This is a genomic window from Corynebacterium belfantii (assembly GCF_041898185.1).
GTDB lineage: Bacteria > Actinomycetota > Actinomycetes > Mycobacteriales > Mycobacteriaceae > Corynebacterium > Corynebacterium belfantii.
In genome coordinates, this window is sequence record NZ_CP157823.1 from 529520 (window position 1) to 549646 (window position 20127).

Consider the following 20127-nt stretch of genomic DNA (forward strand, 5'->3'; position numbering starts at 1 on the left):
AACGTGCCGTACCAACGAACACCAACAGACCTCACGCTGACAGTTTTAGATACCGCCACAATTTACGAAGGTCCCACAACAGTTTATCGCTATGACCTCCCTGGACACGGTATTACTGAAGGCTGGGCAACAGACGCAGTCGTCGACCAGATACGAGAACTATTGAACACAGCGTGGCCCAATTGTGTCATTGAAATTGACGCACAACCAAGCGTCATCGAGCTTCTGGAACAGCCACTTAGTGATCACGGCGTTCGCATTCGTCGCAGGAAAGAACAACACAAAAAAGAAAACAATATCGCTGACCACACCGAGGACATCACCAAACCCATTAGTGCCTTACGCCGAGCATTAAACGCACAAGAACAAACGCGCCGGGGACGACACCAAAAAATATCGAAGCGCATTGAGCCGCTCTATATTGCGATGGCGTTGGTGATCTGTGTAGTGGGGGCAGTGGCATGGTGGTCAACAGATGCGGCTTTGACCAGCGATGATACCAAGGTTGCGGTAGGAGCTTCGAAGGCGTCTGAGCAGTCAGCAGCATCGGCGACGACCTCTGCGCCGATCCATTTTGCAGGTGACATGATCGCTGAACACGAACGAATCCGTGTGACAATGCCACGGGGATACGTACTGGCGTTAAAACCAAACGATCCCAGTACCGTGGTAGCTACAGGGCCAGACCCCGAGCTCAGAATTTTGCTTTCAGCTGAACCTATCGATGCCGCAGACCCACTGTTGATTCATCAAGAAATACGCAACACTATTGACCTTGATCCTGCGCTATCTCTACGTGAAGACCGATTGGCTAAAAAAGTTCCGGTGCTGGCGTATCAGGAAACCCCAGACGATGGTTCTACGATCGCATGGTGGGCGTGGGTAGAAAATAAGCACCTGTTTTCCGTGGGGTGTCACAGCAAGACTGCGCAAAAAGTCGCGCATAAAGCAGCGTGTCGGAAAGCCGCTGAAACAGTGCATATTAAGCAGTGATCAGGGGGAGAAATGGGGGTAGTAACACGGGGATGAGAAAAAGTTTTGGAAAACACGGAACCGCTGAGGGTTGTCATTACGTCAAAACTTAGTGACGGGGCCAAAAGGTTTTGTTACTTCAATCGTTGGGGGATCCGACTATGCCGCTGGCGCTACAGCTGCATGCGGCATCACGATCGGACACATATTTAGGGAGGGACACATGTCTCAAGGTTTTAAGACCGAAGCAGACGTCATGCGCAATACCGCTCACCGCGTTGACGACACAAACCAGGAAGTAAGCGCGGAACTATCCCGACTGCGCTCCATCGTGGATGGAGTTCGCGCGTCTTGGGAAGGCACCGCACAAGTAAGTTTTGACAACTTGATGCAGCGATGGGATGCCTCCGCCAAGGGGCTTCAAGATGCCCTGCAGTCCATCTCGGACAACATTCGTGGCAACGCCACCTCGTTTGAAAACGTTGAAGCAGATAACCAATCCGCATTCTCTGCAGTAGGCGGCCAAGGGCTCGCGCTGTAAATAGCCGATCGAACACTCAGCACATCCACTCCAAGGAGAACATCAATGGAAAAGATTAAATACGGCTTTGGTGAAATCGAAGCAGCCGCATCGGACATTCAATCCACGTCCGGTCGTATCAACTCCCTGCTAGAAGATCTCAAAGCACACATTCGACCCATGGCAGCAGCATGGGAAGGCGAATCAGCGCAAGCCTATAACGAGGCACAACAACAATGGGATAGCTCCGCCGCGGAACTCAACACCATCTTGTCCACGATTTCCAACACTGTTCGTCAGGGCAATGACCGCATGAGCGAGGTGAACCGTATGGCCGCTGCTTCGTGGAGCTAGCTTCACGCATTTCGTGCGTAGACAACTAGGCAATCTCGTCGAAGTATTCACGGAACCGACAGAATATATAAGGCAGACACACCGACACGAGAAAATGCGGTGGGCACTTGCGTATCGACGGGGCACAGGTTGTAACCACGCACAGTGGGGGGGATCGCGCAATGGATTGATTGCGCCGATACTCATTGCCCGCACCATTATATTGGGCTTAACGGTGCGGGCAATTTTTTGAGAAATTTTTAAAAGATTTTTGCACAACTACTTGTGAAAATGCAGGGTGGTGCCGTAAAGTTAGCGGTCTGTGTGCTTGAAGGCTTTCTTTGGAAAGCAGTCAGACATGATCGGGTCACCACCGGCCGCCGTTCATGCTTCTTCTTCGGGTATCGCCTGGCTGGCAGTTCTAGACAGACTTAAAAGGAGTCATCAGTGTCTACTTACCACCCAAAGAGCGGTGACATCACCCGCAAGTGGTACGTCATCGACGCCACTGACGTGGTTCTGGGTCGTCTTGCTACCCACGCAGCTGACTTGTTGCGCGGCAAGGGCAAGCCTCAGTTTGCACCGAACGTTGACTGCGGCGATCACGTTATCGTGATCAATGCTGACAAGGTTCACGTTTCCTCCAACAAGCGCGAGCGTGAGATGCGCTACCGTCACTCTGGCTACCCAGGTGGTCTGAAGACCATGACCTTGGGTCGTTCCCTTGAGGTTCACCCAGAGCGCGTGGTTGAGGAGTCGATTCGTGGCATGATGCCACACAACCGTCTTTCCCGCGCTTCTGTAAAGAAGCTGCACGTGTTCGCAGGTTCTGAGCACCCATACGCTGCTCAGAAGCCAGAGACCTACGAGTTCAAGCAGGTGGCCCAGTGAGTGATCAGAACGTAACCGAGAACTTCGAAGCAGACGCAGCTGACATCGCTGCTGCAGCTGCAGCTACCGAAGAGTTCACCAACACCATTGGTGACGTCGTTGCACCTGAGGCTGAGGTTGAGACCGCAGCTCCAGTTCTGCACGAAGGCCCAATCCAGACCGTTGGTCGCCGTAAGCGCGCTATCGTGCGTGTTCGCATGGTTGAAGGCTCCGGCCAGTTCACCTGCAACGGTCGTACCCTTGAGGAGTACTTCCCTAACAAGCTGCACCAGCAGCTCATCAAGGCTCCTCTCGCCCTGATCGACCGCGATGGTCAGTTCGATATCCAGGCAACGCTGACCGGTGGTGGCCCAACCGGCCAGGCCGGCGCATTCCGCCTCGCTATCGCTCGTGCACTCAACGTGTACAACCCAGCAGATCGTGCAGCCCTGAAGAAGGCTGGCTTCCTGACCCGTGACGCTCGTGCAGTCGAGCGCAAGAAGGCAGGTCTGCACAAGGCACGTCGTGCACCTCAGTACTCCAAGCGTTAATCTATCGCTTTATGTACAGGCAAGCCGCTTCACCACAATGCTGGTGGGGCGGCTTTCGCCATCTAAGAACGTGCAGGAGATGTTCTAAGACAGTGCTGGGAAGCGTCGATAAGCATGCCTGCGCGAGGAGTATAAGGTTTAGAACTTCGGACATGCATAATGGAAGGCATGACTCGACTTTTTGGTACTGATGGTGTTCGTGGTTTGGCCAACCGGAAATTGACGGCGTTGCTCGCGCTGAAGCTAGGCGCGGCAGCAGCGGAAGTGTTGACCAAAGACAACAGAAGCACGAGTCGTCGTCCGGTGGCAGTGGTGGGCCGTGACCCCCGTGTATCCGGCGAAATGCTGGCCGCCGCACTGTCTGCAGGCATGGCCAGCCGTGGCGTGGACGTTTTGCGTGTTGGTGTGCTGCCCACACCTGCAGTGGCTTATTTGACGGATTTCTACGGTGCTGATATGGGTGTGGTGATTTCTGCGAGCCACAACCCTATGCCAGATAACGGAATCAAGTTCTTTTCTAAAGGCGGTCACAAGCTACCCGATTCGGTCGAGGACGAGATCGAAAAGGTTATGGAAACCATCTCAGACGGTGGTCCCACCGGACATGGCATTGGGCGTGTGATCGAAGAAGCTGTCGATGCCCAAGAAACGTATCTGAAGCATCTCAAAGGTGCGGTACCGCGCAGCCTTGAAGGCATTACAGTAGTGGTGGACTGTGCTAATGGTGCAGCTAGTGAGGTCGCCCCGCTAGCATATGCTGCCGCGGGTGCCAAGGTTATTCCAATCCACAATCACCCCAATGCCTACAACATCAACGATTCTTGCGGCTCAACGCATATCGACCAGGTACAAGCCGCCGTGCTCGAGCATAGTGCTGATCTGGGACTTGCTCATGATGGCGACGCGGATCGCTGCCTAGCGGTAGATGCTGAAGGCAACGTGGTTGATGGCGACCAAATCATGGCGATCTTGGCTCTCGCTATGAAAGAAAACGGTGAGCTGCACAAGTCCACGCTGGTAGCTACTGTGATGAGCAACCTTGGCCTACGGTTGGCTATGAAAGAAGCCGGCATTGAATTGCGCACTACAAAAGTGGGTGACCGCTATGTTCTTGAAGAACTCAACGCTGGTGGCTTTAGCCTCGGTGGTGAGCAATCTGGCCACATTGTGCTGCCAGACCACGGTACGACCGGTGACGGCACGTTGACAGGTCTGTCTCTCATGTCGCGTATGGCAGAAACTGGTTTGTCGTTGAAGGTATTGGCCTCTGCGATGACTGTGCTGCCACAGGTGCTGATCAATGTTCCAGTTTCAGATAAGACCATTATCCAAACGCACTCTGATGTTGTTGCGGCGATGGAACGCGCTAGTGACGAGCTGGGCGAGGGCGGTCGTGTACTGCTGCGTCCATCCGGTACCGAAGAATTGTTCCGCGTGATGGTTGAAGCCCCAAGTAAGGAGACGGCTCGTCGGATAGCCGCAGATCTGGCTTCGGTGGTGGCTAAGATTTAATATCTCCCCTTTAATAGGGGAGTAGGGAACCGTAGACCTCCTTGATTACGTCCAAACATTGTGAAGGCACAACGTGATGTGACCGTATACCAAGGGGGTTTTCTCATGCACGGAATCACCATTGATTCTGGTCGTGCGCTAGACATGCTGGCGTCGATGATTGAAGAAGCAGAACAGCAATACCAAGCGCATATTCGCGAAACACCGCACTATGAGCCAGCATCAGCAGGGGAGGGGTTTGTTGTATATGGAGAGTCGATCAATTCGCTGTTTCAATTGCTTCACCAGCGCAACGCTCAGCGTCTAGAGCTGATCAAGCTGGGGCTAGAAGATGCTCGTCAGCGGGTTTATGATCTCGCCAATACTGATACCGAGTTTGCAGCACGACTGGGGGCTGTGGAATGACACCCGATGTTGCAGGATATGGGCGGGCAGTATCGGATCTTCACGCTGCCTCAGCCGGATTGTATTCTGGGCCCGCAATCACCCAAGAAGCTTTAGCAAAGGCGGCAGGAACAACGAAGGGGCTGCGTACGGATGTCCTGCGCAACACCGCACAGGCCATGGTGGGTGGTAGCAGTACGTCGTTTGTGACTGACAAGTTTTGGGGTTCGCTCATCAAGATTTTGGCCCAAATTGCCACGTCGTTTATCGCTAGTGGTTTGTTATCCCTAGCGGAGCGCTGGCTTGGGGGCAGCGACGATGCCGATTGCATTCAGATGCAATCCCATCAAGCATCTGATGCGATCGATTGTGTGGAGCAAGAAGCTAGCACCAACATCGGTACGGTGATTAACCAGTTGACCGCGATGATCGGGCAGCTAGTAGCAACCTTGGCGGGGATTGACAAAAAGGAAAACCCAGAGGCCTTTGCCGAATGCGTTAGCGCCGGTGCACAAGCCATTGATTCCGCCGGTAGCGCGATTAAACAAACATGTGAAAACCGAGACAAGGCCATCGAACAATGCTTTTCGACGCTCACTCACCGCGCCGAGGAAAAGTGCAGCGTTCAAGACCCACCACCGCCACCAGCCTGCACAGGTGGCGCTTCTGGCGGGGCACCTGCGCCAGCACCTGCAACCCAGCCTGCCGGCGGAGTAACACCGACATCGCAGCCTCCTAGGGCCGAGGCCGCACCACCAGTGCCATCTGCAGCCGGAGGCCTTAGCAGCGCCGGCGGTGGGGCAACTGACATCCTTGGTGCAGTAGGTTCACTTATCAGCGGTCTATGCGAAGACAGCACCACTACAGAAGCCATAACAGAAGTCGCCACCGAGACTACGGCTGAAACCGTCGAGAAAACCTGCGAGAAGGCTAATGAGAAAACCACACGTGTGGACACCACCACGAGCGTGACTGAAACCTGCCTTGAGGAAAAAGAATCAGAAGTAGAGGTGGTCGATTGTGAGCCAGAAACAAAGTCGTGTGAACAAACATGTACCGCATCAGGTGTTATCGGTGCAGTAGGGCTAGGTATCGCAGTTCTTGGGATAGGGGCACTAATCCACTGCATAACAGAGTCTATGGGCGCATTCGAGTGCGTGCCACCACCTCCAAGCCCCGATGTACCTCCACCACCTGCTCCTGCACCGCCGCCACCGGTAATCGACAATGTTCCGGAGCCACCGCCACCGCCTAAGCAGATTCCAGGGGTGGCTCCAGCCGCTGCACCGGTTCCACCGCCACCAGCGCCTGAACCACCTGCTCCTGCACCGCTGTCATCGCACATCAATGTGAAGAAAGCGGGGTCATGGTAATGGCCTATTCCAGTGACAAAGCGCAGCAACAGATCAACTCCTATGCGGAATTCGTGGAGTCTTTTAGACAAACAACGGCAAAGCGGATGGCTGAGTTTGAACAAGAGCTTGCCGATGCACAGAAGAAAGCACACGAAGCCGCAAAGAAGAAACGCGAACTCCCCGCACGGGCATCCGTTGCGGCAGAGATAGGGGCGTCGATACGCCCGCGGAGCACGCGTGGAAAAGTACGGGGAGTCCTACGGAAAGTCTGACTTAAAGCGACGTAGCGATTAGCTCTTGAACAGCGTGAGCTTGGAATCACCAGTCAAACTTGCGCGTTCTTGCAGCTCTTCGCCCCAATAGGAATGCACCTTCTTACCTGTAGCGTCGGCCTCGGAAAAACCGGAGTATTTCTTCTGGTCGGCAAGCTGGTGCAAAAGGAAACCAGTAACTACGCCGCGAATACGCTCACGGGCTGCAGTATTCGTGCCACCCAAGCCAGTGACACGCTTGAACAAAGTGTTTTCCGTGAGCGTTTGGTGTGATGAACGGTCGATCTCACGGTAGGCCACAGGGCCCTTCCATTCGAGCGCCAGCTTTGCTGCGTTGCCAAAGTCAAACATCGCGTTTTCTTCCGTGCCTAACACCAAGCCTGCAGCTTCAACGTTTCGGGCAACAACATCAGCAGAAGGCGAGACTTGCGATGGATAAATAGCAGCAACAGCCACGATTTGGGGGCGATCCGCTGCAGCCAGCACCGCAGCACCAGCGCCCATACCGTGGCCCACAATGCCTAAACGACCTGGAGCGACAGAGATATTGCCAGCGCCAAGTTTTACGCCTGTGAGCACCTGCAATGAGGTTTCGATATCAGCGGCAAAGCCACGGTGATTTGGCGAAATGCCCTTCTCCGTGTTCGGTGCTGCCACAACGATTCCCCACGATGCCAAGTGGCGAAGCGTTGCGTGGTAGCGAGAAATGTCCTGCATCCAGTCGTGAGCGAACACGACAGCCGGAAAGCCATCGCCTTCAGCAGGGGTATAAATTTTTCCCGGTAATCCCACGTAGTCAAGATCGCCGACGAGTACGCGGTGCGGACCGCGCTTGGAAAGATTGGACAAATGTTTAGTCAGATTTTCAGCCACGATAGTCAAGGATAGTGGAAACCACGGGGCTAAGTGGCCGAAGAATAGGGCTTGGGGCTGTGATAGTTAGCGAATTCTTGCCACGCGGCCGGTGCAGTTGTGAGAAAACCGGAAAGAAAAGGGGGGAGCCGCTGCAGTATGAAAAGACAGCAGTGGCATGATAGAGCGTTATGAACCTGCTCGAAACTCGCATCTCGTGCGACGCCATTGCTGCGAACACGCGACGTTTAAAAGACATGGTTGCTCCCGCTCAGCTCATGTGTGTTGTAAAAGCTGACGGCTACAATCACGGTGCCCCAGAAGTTGCGACTGTGATGGCGCGTAACGGAGCCGACCAGTTTGGCGTCGCAACGCTTGCGGAAGCACATCAGCTACGAGACGCGGGTATCACCCTCCCCATCCTGTGCTGGATCTGGTCCCCTGAACAGGACTTTTCCGCCGCTATTGACCGTGACATCGACTTAGCTGCCGTCAGCATGGATCACGTTCGTGCACTGATCGCAGAGGCTATGCGTCGTCCCGCAGGTACCCGAATGCGGGTAACCGTGAAAATTGACACGGAACTTCACCGATCTGGAATCGCCGAAGCAAACTGGACAGAAGCCTTTGAGCTGCTTCATGCCTGCCCCCAAATCAACGTCACGGGCGTATTTAGTCACTTGGCATGCGCAGACGACTTGGAATCGGACTACACCGACCACCAAGCAGAGGTATTCCGCAGGGCGATTTCCGCAGGTAGAAACGTAGGCCTAGACCTTCCTGTTAATCATCTAGCGGCATCGCCAGCGACACTAACCCGCCCCGACTTGTACTTTGACATGGTCCGGCCAGGGCTTGTCCTCTATGGCCATGAACCGATAGCAGGACTCGACCACGGGCTGCGCGAAGCCATGGCATGGGTAGGGGTCGTCACGGTAGTCAAACCCATCGCAGCTGGTCAAGGAACAAGCTACAACATGACATGGCATGCGCCCACAGATGGCTACCTCTGCGTGGTGCCGGTTGGTTATGCGGACGGATTACCGCGCAACGTCCAAGGACATTTAGAAGTAACCATCGCAGGTACGCGCTACCCACAAGTAGGCCGCGTGTGTATGGACCAGATCGTGGTATTCCTTGGCGATAATTCCCGCGGTGTTGCCCTTGGTGATGAGGCTATTATTTTTGGCCCAGGAGATACCCAAGCGATGACAGCGACGGAGCTGGCCTGCGCTACGGGAACCATCAACTATGAAATCTTGTGCCGCCCGACCGGACGAAGCCATAGAACCTATAGTGATCTTGACGCCGTTGCGCCCACGCACCCTACTGAAAGCTGATACTCCATGGATACCACCTTTGCTCGTAGCGGAAACATACGACTCGAAACCACCGCAGAAACCCAAACCTTCGCCGAAGAACTTGGTCGTCATCTCGAAGCTGGAGACGTAATCATTCTCGATGGTCCCCTCGGCGCAGGTAAAACCACCTTCACCCAAGGGTTGGCCCGCGGACTCAACGTCAAAGGCCGCGTTACCTCGCCAACCTTCGTGATCGCTCGCGAACACAAGTCACTAATCGGTGGACCATCGCTTGTCCACGTCGACGCATACCGCCTTATCGACGACGCCGCCGATGCCACCGACCCCATCGGTGCACTCGATTCTCTTGACCTAGAAACTGAGCTAGAAGATGCCGTTGTAGTCGCCGAATGGGGTGGGGGACTAGTCGAACAGATTACTGATAGCTACCTGCTCATCACCTTTGATCGCACCACAGCGAATATCGACGACCCCGATTCGGAGGCCAGAATTGTGACGTGGAAGGTTATCGAACCTTAAAGGGATCTACGTCGGTAACATCCTATCGACGTGAAATCATCCAGCTGGCAGTTTCCGGCATTTTACTGAAAACATGTCAACATTCGTGCCGTGAACTGCCGATATCGCCTGCGACAGGGGCGTCGAAACGCCTCGGCGGGCTAGCCGAAAGAATTGATTTTCCTGCAGTTTCTAAGCACAATCATGTGCCGATACGTGTCCCTTAACGCAACAGGGGCCGGACGTTTCCTCATCGTTCGTCTCACAGGAGAACTCCAATTCATATCCTCGAATTTCTCGCAGCTCAGCCCCTGCTGACGCTCGCGCTCATCTTGGCCGTCGGCCTGCTTATCGGCAAGATCCGATTCTTCGGAATCTCACTCGGTGCCGCCGCCGTCCTCTTTGTAGCCCTCGCGCTATCCACCGTGGATCCAGCTCTTCAGCTACCACCACTGGTCTATCAGCTTGGCCTCGCCATGTTCGTGTACGCCATCGGTCTATCTGCCGGCTCCGAATTCTTCGCCGAATTCCGCCACCGCGGTTGGAAACTCACCCTGTTCATGATCGGCCTGCTCATGCTTATGATGGCCGTTGCATACGGCATCATCAAGCTATTTGGCCTCGACGAAATCATCGGTGCCGGCATGTTCGCCGGTGCACTCTCATCGACCCCCGGCATGGCCGCCATGGTCGAAATGCTGGAAGGAATCGACGAGTCTGTCGCATCAGAACCAGTCGTGGGGTACTCGCTGGCCTACCCAGGTGCGGTGATTGGCTCCATTGTTGTTGCAGCCATTGGTGCGAAGTTGATGAAGGTCAACCATGCTGCCGACGCTGCCGAAGAAGGCTTGGTGTCGGATCCGCTGGAGTGGACCGGTGTGCGTATTGGCCCAGGAATCAACGGTACGATCGCCCAGCTGCCAACGCTTGCCGGTGAGGAAATCATCGCCACTCGAGTGGTGCACTCTAAGACTTTCCACTCTCTTGCTGCGCCGACTGATCGTCTGTATGAGGGCATGGTGTTGGTGATTCATGGCACCCCTGATGCGCTTGAGCGTGCTATCGCCAAGGTCGGTGAGCAGCAGGATGTGCCGATTGAAGATACCGATTTGGTGTACTCACGGTTCACCGTGTCGTCGAAAGCTGTTGTCGGCCGCAAGATTTCGGACCTCGACACGGTTCGTTCCGGCTTCATTATTTCCCGCCTACGTCGTGGCGACGCCGATGTAGTTCCCGAGCCTGACGACGTGTTGCACTACTCTGACCGCGTGCGCGTAATCGCCCCCGCTAACCGCATGAGCGAAGTGCGTCGCTTCCTCGGCGACTCTGAACGCTCGCTTGCCGACGTTGACCTCATGCCATTCGCCTTCGGCCTTGTTATCGGTCTTGCTATCGGTGTGATTCCAATCCCGTTGCCAGGTGGAAACACCTTGTCCTTGGGTTTCGGTGGCGGCCCCATTGTGGCAGGTCTGATCCTCGGCGCGCTCAACCGCACCGGACCAATCCACTGGCAGATGCCTTATCACGCAAGCCGCACGATCAGTACCTTCGGTCTGGCCATCTTCCTTGCCGGCGTGGGAACATCCGCTGGCGTAGGCTTCCGCCAAGCGCTCACCGACCCCGCCTCGCTGACCGTTATCGCCGGTGGCTTCATCGTGACCATCTCTTCCGCACTCGTCTGCGCGTTTGTCTGCATGCCGCTATTCAAACTGAAATGGGACGAAGCAATGGGCGTGGCGGCAGGATGTACCACGAACCCCGCCATCATCTCCTACCTCAACGGGCAAACCGGCACTGAGCTGGCTACTCGTGGATACGCCACCGTGTATCCCACGGCCATGATCGGCAAAATTATTGCCAGTCAGATGCTGCTGTTGGCACTGATCGCTTAATCGGAATAAGCGCTCGCTTGTACGCAAGATCCCAGCTTGTCTCACACCAACCATCGTGGGGGAAGCTGGGATTTTCTGTTCGTGCGTAGTACTGTTCTTAAAGCTCACTGAATCCTCGGAGGAATTCATACAAACGGAGGAAAACCCATGAACAAAACAGCCAAAGGCCTGCTCGCCGCACTATTGATCGTCTTTACCGCTGCCGTGGGCGTTATGATCGCCTCCGCGCACACAGCGGTGGGAACGACTAACTCCGAAGGCAAACTCGAAACCGTGCTCTCTCGTATGAGTAACAATGGCCTGCGCATTACCGCATTATCGCTTGCCGACATCTACGGCCCCGACTGGGTCGCCGCAGCCATGATTTGCCCAGGCGAAGATGAAAAATCTATCAAGGACAACTACGGAGTTGATCCAGCTCAGCTTCACCTGAAAGGCACCGCAGTGCCTGACGACGTCAACTACATCGTGATGGCCGACAAAGAAGGCGGTTTCACCTTCGAACAATTCGACCGCGCAGAAGTAGACGTGTGCTCCACCCCTGTGCAAGGCGGCTTTGATACCCGCCAGCTCGTTCCGTTTATCAAGCAGGAAAACGGTGGCTGGGCCATCGCCTCATAAAGCCTTCTGCACCAAATCGGTACCGCGCAACAAGCACGCCTAGCGCAAGCGACTACGCTTACTAGGCGTGCTTGTTCTTGCTATAGATACCTCCACCCCAGACCTTATTGTCGGTTTAGTACGGAAAGAATCGACGATTCTTTCCGTACTAGCCCAAAGAATTTATGAAGATTCCCGCCAACACAATGAGTTGCTCACGCCGACTGCTGTGGAACTGTTGGCGGAATCAGGACACGAGTTCTCGGATATCGAAGCCATTGTTGTTGGCTGCGGACCGGGACCGTTTACTGGTTTGCGTGTGGGAATGGTGACCGCTGCTGCGGTGGGTCATGCGCTTGACGTTCCGGTGTATGGCGTGTCCACACACGATGCGATTGCTACGCAGTTGATGGGTTCGGTACTGGTAGCCACGGATGCGCGTCGCAAAGAAGTGTATTGGACTGCCTACCGTGATGGTGTGCGCGTGGCTGGCCCTGATGTGATTTCTCCGAAGGAATTGTCGATTCTTTCCGGAACATCGGTGATTTCTGTGCCGAAGAAGCTGGAGGCGTCGTTGCCGGAGGCGGCTGCGGGGATTAAGACGGTGGATTTGCGGCCGTTGCCGGAGTGTTTGGTTGCGGTGGCGGATTTTGGTGTGGAGCCTGGTCCGTTGGAGCCGTTGTATTTGAGGCGTCCGGATGCGAAGGAGCCTGCAGCGAAGCCTAAGTCGCCTGCGATTCCGGATGTGGAGTTATAGGTGGCTGTGGAGTTGCGGTTGTTGCGTCGTGAGGATGCGGCGCGGTGTGCGGAGCTGGAGCAGTTGTTATTTTCGGAGGAGAATCCGTGGTCTGAGGCGGATTTTGTTGCGGAGATGGCGCAGCCTCATACGTTTTATGTGGGGGTGGATGTTGATGGTGAGGTTGTGGCGTATGGCGGGCTTGCGATGTTGGGTCCTGCGGATGATCCGGAGTTTGAGATTCATACGGTTGGTGTGGATCCGCGGTGGCAGCGTCGTGGGTTCGGCCGGTTGGTGATGGATAATTTTGTCCATGTTGCAAATACTGCTGGTGGCCCGATTTTTTTGGAGGTTCGTACGACGAATGTGCCTGCGATTGCGTTGTATGAGTCGTTGGGGTTTGAGCACCAGGGTGTGCGGAAGAATTATTATCAGCCGTCGGGTGCGGATGCTTTTGTGATGGTTCGTCCTGCTGGTTGTGGGGTTGTGTCGAGTGAAGGTGAGGATGCGTAAATGATTGTTCTTGGTATTGAGTCGTCGTGTGATGAGACGGGTGTGGGGATTATTGATTTGGCCGGTGATGGCACGATGACGGTTGTGGGCGATGCGGTGGCGTCGTCAATGGAGCAGCATGCGCGTTTTGGTGGCGTGGTTCCGGAGATTGCGTCGCGTGCTCATTTGGAGTCGATGATTCCTGTGATGAAGGAGGCGTTGGCGCAGGCGGGTGTGGAGCGTCCTGATGCGGTGGCTGCGACGGTTGGCCCTGGGTTGGCTGGTGCGTTGTTGGTGGGGGCGTCGGCGGCGAAGGCATATGCGGCTGCGTGGGGTGTTCCGTTTTATGGTGTGAATCATTTGGGTGGTCATGTGGCGGTGGCGAATTTGGAGGGGGAGGAGTTGCCGCATTCGATTGCATTGTTGGTGTCGGGTGGGCATACGCAGATTCTTGAGGTCCAGGCTGTGGGGAAGCCGATGCGGGAGTTGGGGTCGACGCTTGACGACGCCGCCGGCGAGGCTTATGACAAGGTGGCACGGCTGCTGGGGTTGGGTTACCCAGGCGGGCCGGTTGTGGATAAGCTTGCGGCTCGTGGAAATCGTAAGGCAATTCGTTTCCCGCGTGGCCTTTCGCGTGCCGACGATCTGCGTGGTGAGCATCGCTATGATTTCTCGTTTTCGGGTGTGAAAACGTCGGTGGCACGCTACGTAGAATCTGCGGAGCGTGAGGGCCGTGTGATTTCTGTGGAGGACGTGTGTGCGTCGTTCCAAGAGGCTGTGGTGGATGTTCTGACGTCGAAAGCCATTATGGCGTGTAAAGATACGGGAGCTTCGGTGCTGTTGCTTGGTGGCGGTGTGGCTGCGAATTCGCGATTGCGGGAGTTGGCGGCAGCGAGGTGCCAAAGCGCGGGCATTGAGTTGCGGGTGCCGAGCTTTAAGTTGTGTACGGATAACGGCGTGATGATTGCTGCGGTGGCGTCTCAGTTGATTCATGAGGGTGCGCAACCTTCGGGCTTGTCTGTGGGAACGGATACTTCTTTGGAAGTGGAAATTCCGTTGGTACATTCGCTGTAGGCGTACGGTGTTGAGAGCTGGCACTCTCAGGGGTAGAGTGCCAGTAGGTTGTAACTCACACAGTTGTTCACCCGCGACGACGGCTGTGCTGGATTTCCCACAACCGGCACAAAGAGAAACTTCATGTAACGGAGGTACATCGTGGCTAACGTCAATATCAAGCCTTTGGAGGATCGCGTCCTCGTCCAGATCAGCGAAGCTGAGACCACCACCGCTTCTGGTTTGGTGATTCCAGATTCCGCTAAGGAGAAGCCACAGGAAGGAGTCGTCGTCGCTGCAGGCCCAGGCCGCTTCGATGGTGATGACCGCGTTCCTATGGACATCAAGGAGGGCGACACCGTTGTGTTCTCCAAGTACGGCGGAACTGAGCTGAAGTACAACGGCGAAGAGTACTTGCTGCTCAACGCTCGCGACGTTCTCGCCATCATCGAGAAGTAAGGCAGCCCCGTATGGCAAAGCTGATTGCATTTAATCAAGAAGCACGCGAAGGCATCCTCAAGGGTGTCGACGCACTGGCCAACGCAGTCAAGGTGACCTTGGGGCCTCGCGGCCGCAACGTTGTGTTGCAAAAAGCCTTTGGTAGCCCAACCGTGACTAACGACGGTGTGACCATTGCGCGCGAGATCGATCTCAGCGATCCTTTTGAAAACCTTGGCGCACAGCTGGTGAAGTCCGTTGCTGTCAAGACCAACGACATCGCTGGCGACGGCACCACCACCGCAACCCTGCTCGCTCAGGCTGTTGTGACTGAGGGTCTGCGCAATGTTGCTGCAGGTGCTAACCCTATCGAGCTCAACCGCGGTATCGCAGCCGGTTCCGAGTTCGTAGTAGGAAAGCTGCGCGAGCGTGCAACCGATGTTTCTTCGGCTGCAGACATCGCTAACGTTGCTACCGTTTCTTCGCGTGACCCAGAGGTCGGCGACATGGTGGCAGCAGCAATGGAAAAAGTGGGCAAAGACGGTGTCGTCACCGTTGAGGAGTCGCAGTCTATCGAGTCATACCTCGACGTTACTGAGGGTGTGTCCTTCGATAAAGGCTTCCTGTCCCCATACTTCATCACCGACACTGATACCCAGCACGCAGTACTCGAGCAGCCAGCTATCTTGCTGGTCCGCAACAAGATTTCCTCTCTGCCAGATTTCCTTCCAGTGTTGGAAAAGGCTCTTGAGGCAAACAAGCCAATCTTGATCATTGCGGAAGATGTCGAAGGTGAGCCACTGCAGACGCTCGTCGTCAACTCGATCCGTAAGACCCTGCGTGCGGTTGCTGTGAAGGCTCCGTACTTTGGTGAGCGTCGTAAAGCGTTCATGGACGACCTCGCTGTGGTGACCGGTGCTACCGTCATCGACCCAGAGGTCGGCGTTAACCTCAACGAGGCCGGTGCTGAGGTATTCGGTACCGCTCGCCGCGTGACCGTCGCCAAGGACGAAACGATCATCGTCGATGGTGCTGGCACCGCTGAGGCAGTGGAAAACCGTCGTGCGCAGATCCGCCGCGAGATCGAAAACACCGATTCTGCATGGGATCGCGAAAAAGCTGAGGAGCGCCTAGCTAAGCTCTCCGGCGGCGTCGCTGTGATCAAGGTGGGCGCTGCAACGGAGACCGAGGTTTCCGAGCGTAAGCTGCGCGTCGAAGACGCTATTAACGCAGCACGTGCCGCCGCACAAGAAGGCGTTATCGCTGGTGGCGGTTCTGCGCTGGTGCAGATCTCCGAGGAGCTGCGCGAATTCGCCCAGGAATTTGCGGGTGACGCAAAGATCGGCGTCATCGCATTGGCTAACGCTTTGGCAAAGCCTGCGTACTGGATCGCAGACAACGCAGGTCTCGACGGTGCTGTCGTCGTGTCAAAGATATCCGAGCTTCCTAACGGTGAAGGCTTTAACGCTGCCACCTTGGAGTACGGCAACCTGATAGAGCAGGGCATTATTGATCCTGTGAAGGTCACTCACTCGGCAGTGGTGAACGCTACCTCCGTGGCACGCATGGTTCTTACCACCGAAGCATCGGTAGTAGAAAAGCCAGCTGCACCAGCTCCTGAGGCTGGCCACCACCACCATCACCACCACTAAAACGGTGGGGTAGCAGGGGGTATGTACTCACATGCCGGTGCGTGAGAAACGCTTAAGTAGCGTCTTCTCCCACCGGCATGTGGTGTTTTTAAGGAAAACCAACACGTATCCAGTAGATTTTTAAAATGGTTATGTGCTCGATAGGCTTCGATCAAGAGTGCACATAAGTTTCTCAAAAAAGAAAGGCGCGAAGACCAGTGAACGAAGAGGTGAGGGAGCTAGAACGGCTAGTTCCTGCTGCTGCAGCGGGCGATAAAACCGCCCTTCAGCGCATCATCTCTATGGTGTATCCGCAGGTGCTTCGCTATGCGCGCACTCGCCTGAGTGGCGGACGGCATCCCACCCCAGAAGATGTAGCTCAAGAAATTTGTCTTGCCGTGGCTACTTCTATTGCTAAATTTGTGGATCAGGGAAAGCCCTTCATGGCGTTCGTGTATGGCATTGCCTCCAACAAAGTGGCTGACGCACACCGCCTGTATTCTCGCGACCTTTCTAACCCCACAGACGAGGTGCCAGAAACAGAGATCGATAACGACACTCCGGAGTCATTTGCCCTGTTAGCGGCGGGAAGTAACAGAGTGAAGCAACTTCTCGATTTACTAGGTGATAAGCCACGCGAAATCCTCACCCTGAGGGTTTTTGTGGGGTTATCGGCTGAGGAAACAGCCGAGATTGTAGGAAGTACGCCGGGCGCGGTGCGTGTCGCGCAACACCGTGCTCTGGCAACGTTGCGTAAGGCAATAGAGCAGGAGACTGGGGAATGACCAAACACCGTTGGGATGGCGTCGATGGGCGCGCCTCTCAGCCGATTGATGGGCTGTGGAACGATGACGCGTTTCTTACTCAGCTTTCTCGGGGGATCGATCCTTCGCATGGCGAAGACCACCTAGCCCAGCTTTTTCTTGCCGAGCGCGAGCGTATCAATTTTGACATTCCTGCAGCTCCAACGCTTTCTTCCTTAGGGATTGCAACGGAAGTAACGAGTATCTCGAACAAGTACGATGATGCCCCTACGAATACATTCCCAGTCGTGGACGATAACGCTGTAGTAGATGAGCCGGAAGAGGCGACTGTTATTGCGTTGCCGCGCCGACGCTGGGGTAATTCCTTTGCTCATGGTCTTGTCGGAGCAGCAGCTGCCACCTTGCTGATTGCTGGTAGTGGATCGTTGATCTACAACGCTGACGAAGGGTCGTCGCTGTATCCGATAAACCAGAAAATGTTTGGTAACTCTGCTACGTCTAAGGCCACAGTTGTAGAACTTGCTTCCAAGTTAGAGCAAGCTCAACAGCTTACAGATCGTGGCGACGGCCACGGTGCTCGGTTAGCTTTAGAGCAGGCGCATGATCTTTTGCAGAAGTTAGCAGATCCGGAGCAGTCCCAAGCTGCAAAGAAGCTCAAGGATGCGGAAGCGTCTTTGGCGCCGTCACCACAAGCACCAGTGGCTCCGGAACCATCGGCACCACCGTCGCCAACGGTGACTCAAACGGTTACCAGTACGGTGACCACTACCGTGGCACCGCCATCGGAAACGCCGTCAACAGGGGCGTCGAAGAGCTCAACTGAGCCAACGCCACCGCCTACGACCGAGGTGACTGTGTCCCCAGCACCTCTGGCACCACTGTTCGGTGGCGACCTCGATTCGGTAGAACCACTGCAGTAGAAAACAAAAGAACTGGCAGGAAGATTATTTCTTTCCTGCCAGCTCTTTTGCTGTACGGTGGCGCAGTCTTTAGAAAAAGCGCATGCGCGGGGCTTCTAAACCATCAAGGTATCCCAAGCAGTAATCCCAAGGAACATAAGCATGTGGGTTGGGATTCACACTAGGCTCATGTACGGGGGCGAGCTCGCCGGTGAGGGTGGCTCGCATATTGGCAGCCATGATGTCCCAGTCGTAGTAATGATCCTCGTCGCAGTCCTCGCAGAGGAAAAAGATTCCATTAATTCCGCGGGGTTCTAAGGCCTCTTTGAAGCGCTTGACCAGCTCAAGGTCTTCTCTGATGTGTTGACGTTCAGCCTCGGTAAGGGGCGGGGCTTGTTCGTCGTCTTCGATAAATGACGCCGGATCATTGGGATCGTCGGCGAAAGGATCGCGGGGCATTTGCCAATCAAAGTTCACGTGTCCCACCCTATTGCCCCGCTAGTGTGTGGGGCAACCGTCGCCTAAGTGGTTATAACTTATTCTCCAATTATGCGTATAGGGGCTAATCTTAGGAAGATCGTGTACACGCGATAACCTAAGGCAGCCCAAAACGTATCTTCTCAGGAGTAAATGCATGACGCAGCAGCGCGTTTCCACTGGTGGCGACGACCCCAATAAGGTAGCCCTCGTGGGATTGACTTTCGATGACGTACTTCTACTTCCGGACGCTTCTGAGGTAATCCCAAGCGAGGTGTCCACCTCCACTCAGCTGACCCGAAACATCTCCTTGAACATTCCAGTTGTTTCCGCAGCTATGGACACCGTGACCGAATCTCGCATGGCCATTGCAATGGCCCGCGAAGGTGGCATGGGTATCTTGCACCGTAACCTCTCCATTGAGGAGCAGGCTGCTCACGTTGAGACGGTCAAGCGCTCTGAGTCTGGAATGGTCACTGACCCAGTAACGTGTAGCCCAGACATGAGCATCGCCGAAGTAGATGCGCTGTGCGCACGCTTCCGAATTTCTGGTATTCCGGTTGTGGATTCTGAAGGAAAACTTCTCGGTATTTGCACCAACCGCGACATGCGCTTTGAGCAGGACTTCGACCGCAAGGTTTCTGAAGTTATGACTCCTATGCCCTTGGTCGTCGCTGAGGAAGGCGTGACCAAAGAACAAGCACTCGGCCTTCTGAGCACCAACAAGGTTGAGAAGCTGCCTATCGTCGATAAGCAAGGCAAACTCGTCGGTCTGATCACGGTGAAAGACTTCGTCAAGACCGAGCAGTACCCGAAGGCCTCCAAGGACGCTACTGGTCGCCTCCTGGTTGGCGCAGGCATTGGTGTCGGCGAAGAATCGTGGACTCGTGCCGGATCGCTTGTCGACGCCGGCGTGGACGTCCTTGTCGTCGACTCCGCACACGCACACTCCAAGGGCGTACTCGATATGGTTTCGCGCGTCAAGAAAGAATGGGGCGATCACGTCGACGTAATCGGCGGGAACCTCGCAACCCGTTCCGCAGCCAAGGCCATGATCGAAGCCGGCGCTGACGCCATCAAGGTTGGTATTGGCCCAGGCTCCATCTGCACTACCCGCGTCGTAGCAGGCGTTGGTGCACCACAGATCACCGCCATCATGGAGGCCTCCGTTCCCGCACACGCAGCAGGTGTACCGATCATCGCTGACGGTGGCATGCAGTTCTCCGGTGATATCGCCAAAGCTCTCGCCGCCGGTGCATCCACCGTCATGCTCGGATCCATGCTGGCTGGTACCGCAGAAGCCCCAGGCGACATCGTGGTCGTAGGCGGCAAGCAGTACAAGCGCTACCGTGGCATGGGATCCATGGGTGCTATGCAAGGCCGTGGGCTTTCCGGTGAGAAGCGCTCCTACTCCAAGGATCGCTACTTCCAAGCAGACGTAAAGAGCGAAGACAAGCTGGTTCCGGAAGGAATCGAAGGCCGCGTACCATTCCGTGGCTCCATCGACGCCATCACTCACCAACTCGTCGGTGGCCTGCGCGCTGCCATGGGATACACCGGTTCGGCTACGATTAATGACTTGTGGAACGCACGCTTCGTCCAAATCACCTCTGCTGGCCTGAAGGAATCACATCCTCACCACATTCAGCAGACCGTCGAAGCACCTAACTACCACTAAACCGGAAAATCTGAAAGGTCTTCTTT

The 20127-nt window shown here is 55.3% G+C and carries 23 protein-coding genes; 21 read left to right on the top strand and 2 right to left on the bottom strand.

What is annotated here, in order from left to right; genetic code table 11:
- Positions 1-3 precede the first annotated feature (3 nt).
- The 9 genes from ABMV07_RS02810 (at position 4) to ABMV07_RS02850 (ending at position 6769) form a co-directional block, all read left to right on the top strand.
- On the top strand, positions 4-993 hold the full coding sequence (locus ABMV07_RS02810; RefSeq protein ID WP_374064848.1) for a type VII secretion-associated protein: 990 nt from the start codon (positions 4-6) through the stop codon (positions 991-993).
- A gap of 202 nt (positions 994-1195) precedes the next feature.
- Entirely contained in the window at positions 1196-1513 is a 318-nt protein-coding gene (locus ABMV07_RS02815) for a WXG100 family type VII secretion target (protein WP_010934381.1), read from the top strand.
- Positions 1514-1558: 45 nt separating this feature from the next.
- Entirely contained in the window at positions 1559-1846 is a 288-nt protein-coding gene (locus ABMV07_RS02820) for a WXG100 family type VII secretion target (protein WP_004566873.1), read from the top strand.
- Between the two features lie 426 nt (positions 1847-2272).
- Entirely contained in the window at positions 2273-2716 is a 444-nt protein-coding gene (gene rplM / locus ABMV07_RS02825) for a 50S ribosomal protein L13 (protein ID WP_004566874.1), read from the top strand.
- Positions 2713-3246, top strand: coding sequence for a 30S ribosomal protein S9 (gene rpsI, locus ABMV07_RS02830; protein ID WP_010934383.1), 534 nt, complete (start codon positions 2713-2715; stop codon positions 3244-3246). Before rplM ends, rpsI begins: the two co-directional genes overlap by 4 nt.
- Before the next feature lie 168 nt (positions 3247-3414).
- Positions 3415-4758 (top strand): phosphoglucosamine mutase, encoded by a 1344-nt coding sequence (gene glmM, locus ABMV07_RS02835; RefSeq protein ID WP_197688555.1) that lies wholly within the window; start codon positions 3415-3417, stop codon positions 4756-4758.
- A gap of 105 nt (positions 4759-4863) precedes the next feature.
- Positions 4864-5163 (top strand): hypothetical protein, encoded by a 300-nt coding sequence (locus ABMV07_RS02840; RefSeq protein ID WP_088267683.1) that lies wholly within the window; start codon positions 4864-4866, stop codon positions 5161-5163.
- On the top strand, positions 5160-6515 hold the full coding sequence (locus ABMV07_RS02845) for a hypothetical protein (RefSeq protein WP_374064849.1): 1356 nt from the start codon (positions 5160-5162) through the stop codon (positions 6513-6515). The genes ABMV07_RS02840 and ABMV07_RS02845 overlap by 4 nt, the downstream gene beginning before the upstream one ends.
- Positions 6515-6769 (top strand): hypothetical protein, encoded by a 255-nt coding sequence (locus tag ABMV07_RS02850; RefSeq protein WP_014302964.1) that lies wholly within the window; start codon positions 6515-6517, stop codon positions 6767-6769. The genes ABMV07_RS02845 and ABMV07_RS02850 overlap by 1 nt, the downstream gene beginning before the upstream one ends.
- A gap of 18 nt (positions 6770-6787) precedes the next feature.
- Here the strand turns inward: ABMV07_RS02850 and ABMV07_RS02855 are convergent, their stop codons facing one another.
- Entirely contained in the window at positions 6788-7642 is an 855-nt protein-coding gene (locus ABMV07_RS02855) for a dienelactone hydrolase family protein (protein ID WP_196977153.1), read from the bottom strand.
- Between the two features lie 170 nt (positions 7643-7812).
- Between ABMV07_RS02855 and alr the strand changes: the two genes are divergently transcribed.
- The 11 genes from alr (at position 7813) to ABMV07_RS02910 (ending at position 17967) form a co-directional block, all read left to right on the top strand.
- On the top strand, positions 7813-8961 hold the full coding sequence (gene alr, locus ABMV07_RS02860) for an alanine racemase (RefSeq protein ID WP_088267681.1): 1149 nt from the start codon (positions 7813-7815) through the stop codon (positions 8959-8961).
- Between the two features lie 6 nt (positions 8962-8967).
- On the top strand, positions 8968-9462 hold the full coding sequence (gene tsaE, locus ABMV07_RS02865) for a tRNA (adenosine(37)-N6)-threonylcarbamoyltransferase complex ATPase subunit type 1 TsaE (protein ID WP_197689598.1): 495 nt from the start codon (positions 8968-8970) through the stop codon (positions 9460-9462).
- Positions 9463-9725: 263 nt separating this feature from the next.
- Positions 9726-11333, top strand: coding sequence for an aspartate:alanine exchanger family transporter (locus ABMV07_RS02870; protein ID WP_088267679.1), 1608 nt, complete (start codon positions 9726-9728; stop codon positions 11331-11333).
- A gap of 147 nt (positions 11334-11480) precedes the next feature.
- Positions 11481-11954, top strand: a complete 474-nt coding sequence (locus ABMV07_RS02875) for a hypothetical protein (protein ID WP_088267678.1) — start codon at positions 11481-11483, stop codon at positions 11952-11954.
- Between the two features lie 67 nt (positions 11955-12021).
- Positions 12022-12690, top strand: coding sequence for a tRNA (adenosine(37)-N6)-threonylcarbamoyltransferase complex dimerization subunit type 1 TsaB (gene tsaB, locus ABMV07_RS02880; RefSeq protein ID WP_088267677.1), 669 nt, complete (start codon positions 12022-12024; stop codon positions 12688-12690).
- Positions 12691-13182 (top strand): ribosomal protein S18-alanine N-acetyltransferase, encoded by a 492-nt coding sequence (rimI, locus tag ABMV07_RS02885; protein ID WP_088267676.1) that lies wholly within the window; start codon positions 12691-12693, stop codon positions 13180-13182.
- Positions 13183-14235 (top strand): tRNA (adenosine(37)-N6)-threonylcarbamoyltransferase complex transferase subunit TsaD, encoded by a 1053-nt coding sequence (tsaD, locus tag ABMV07_RS02890; RefSeq protein ID WP_088267675.1) that lies wholly within the window; start codon positions 13183-13185, stop codon positions 14233-14235.
- A gap of 141 nt (positions 14236-14376) precedes the next feature.
- Positions 14377-14673: a co-chaperone GroES gene (groES, locus tag ABMV07_RS02895; protein WP_004566891.1), complete on the top strand. Its 297-nt coding sequence runs from the start codon at positions 14377-14379 to the stop codon at positions 14671-14673.
- A gap of 11 nt (positions 14674-14684) precedes the next feature.
- A complete protein-coding gene (gene groL, locus ABMV07_RS02900) occupies positions 14685-16304 on the top strand; it encodes a chaperonin GroEL (protein WP_197691015.1) in 1620 nt (539 codons plus the stop codon).
- A 209-nt stretch (positions 16305-16513) separates the two neighbouring features.
- Positions 16514-17068, top strand: a complete 555-nt coding sequence (locus ABMV07_RS02905; protein ID WP_196981373.1) for a sigma-70 family RNA polymerase sigma factor — start codon at positions 16514-16516, stop codon at positions 17066-17068.
- Positions 17065-17967, top strand: a complete 903-nt coding sequence (locus tag ABMV07_RS02910; protein WP_197692401.1) for a hypothetical protein — start codon at positions 17065-17067, stop codon at positions 17965-17967. Before ABMV07_RS02905 ends, ABMV07_RS02910 begins: the two co-directional genes overlap by 4 nt.
- A gap of 69 nt (positions 17968-18036) precedes the next feature.
- Here ABMV07_RS02910 and ABMV07_RS02915 read toward each other — a convergent pair whose 3' ends face one another.
- Positions 18037-18423, bottom strand: a complete 387-nt coding sequence (locus ABMV07_RS02915; RefSeq protein WP_196981369.1) for a DUF5319 domain-containing protein — start codon at positions 18421-18423, stop codon at positions 18037-18039.
- Between the two features lie 157 nt (positions 18424-18580).
- On the opposite strand from ABMV07_RS02915, the gene guaB reads away from it, so the two are divergent.
- Positions 18581-20101, top strand: a complete 1521-nt coding sequence (gene guaB / locus ABMV07_RS02920; RefSeq protein ID WP_088267671.1) for an IMP dehydrogenase — start codon at positions 18581-18583, stop codon at positions 20099-20101.
- The last annotated feature ends 26 nt before the right edge of the window (positions 20102-20127 follow it).

Excerpts from the sequence above, each read along its gene's own strand:
- tsaE (WP_197689598.1), top strand. The coding sequence starts at position 8,968 with ATGGATACCACCTTTGCTCGTAGCGGAAACATACGACTCGAAACCACC.
- ABMV07_RS02910 (WP_197692401.1), top strand. The coding sequence starts at position 17,065 with ATGACCAAACACCGTTGGGATGGCGTCGATGGGCGCGCCTCTCAGCCG.
- ABMV07_RS02845 (WP_374064849.1), top strand. The coding sequence starts at position 5,160 with ATGACACCCGATGTTGCAGGATATGGGCGGGCAGTATCGGATCTTCAC.
- ABMV07_RS02840 (WP_088267683.1), top strand. The coding sequence starts at position 4,864 with ATGCACGGAATCACCATTGATTCTGGTCGTGCGCTAGACATGCTGGCG.
- ABMV07_RS02820 (WP_004566873.1), top strand. The coding sequence starts at position 1,559 with ATGGAAAAGATTAAATACGGCTTTGGTGAAATCGAAGCAGCCGCATCG.
- groL (WP_197691015.1), top strand. The coding sequence starts at position 14,685 with ATGGCAAAGCTGATTGCATTTAATCAAGAAGCACGCGAAGGCATCCTC.
- ABMV07_RS02815 (WP_010934381.1), top strand. The coding sequence starts at position 1,196 with ATGTCTCAAGGTTTTAAGACCGAAGCAGACGTCATGCGCAATACCGCT.
- glmM (WP_197688555.1), top strand. The coding sequence starts at position 3,415 with ATGACTCGACTTTTTGGTACTGATGGTGTTCGTGGTTTGGCCAACCGG.
- tsaD (WP_088267675.1), top strand. The coding sequence starts at position 13,183 with ATGATTGTTCTTGGTATTGAGTCGTCGTGTGATGAGACGGGTGTGGGG.
- ABMV07_RS02875 (WP_088267678.1), top strand. The coding sequence starts at position 11,481 with ATGAACAAAACAGCCAAAGGCCTGCTCGCCGCACTATTGATCGTCTTT.
- guaB (WP_088267671.1), top strand. The coding sequence starts at position 18,581 with ATGACGCAGCAGCGCGTTTCCACTGGTGGCGACGACCCCAATAAGGTA.
- ABMV07_RS02850 (WP_014302964.1), top strand. The coding sequence starts at position 6,515 with ATGGCCTATTCCAGTGACAAAGCGCAGCAACAGATCAACTCCTATGCG.
- alr (WP_088267681.1), top strand. The coding sequence starts at position 7,813 with ATGAACCTGCTCGAAACTCGCATCTCGTGCGACGCCATTGCTGCGAAC.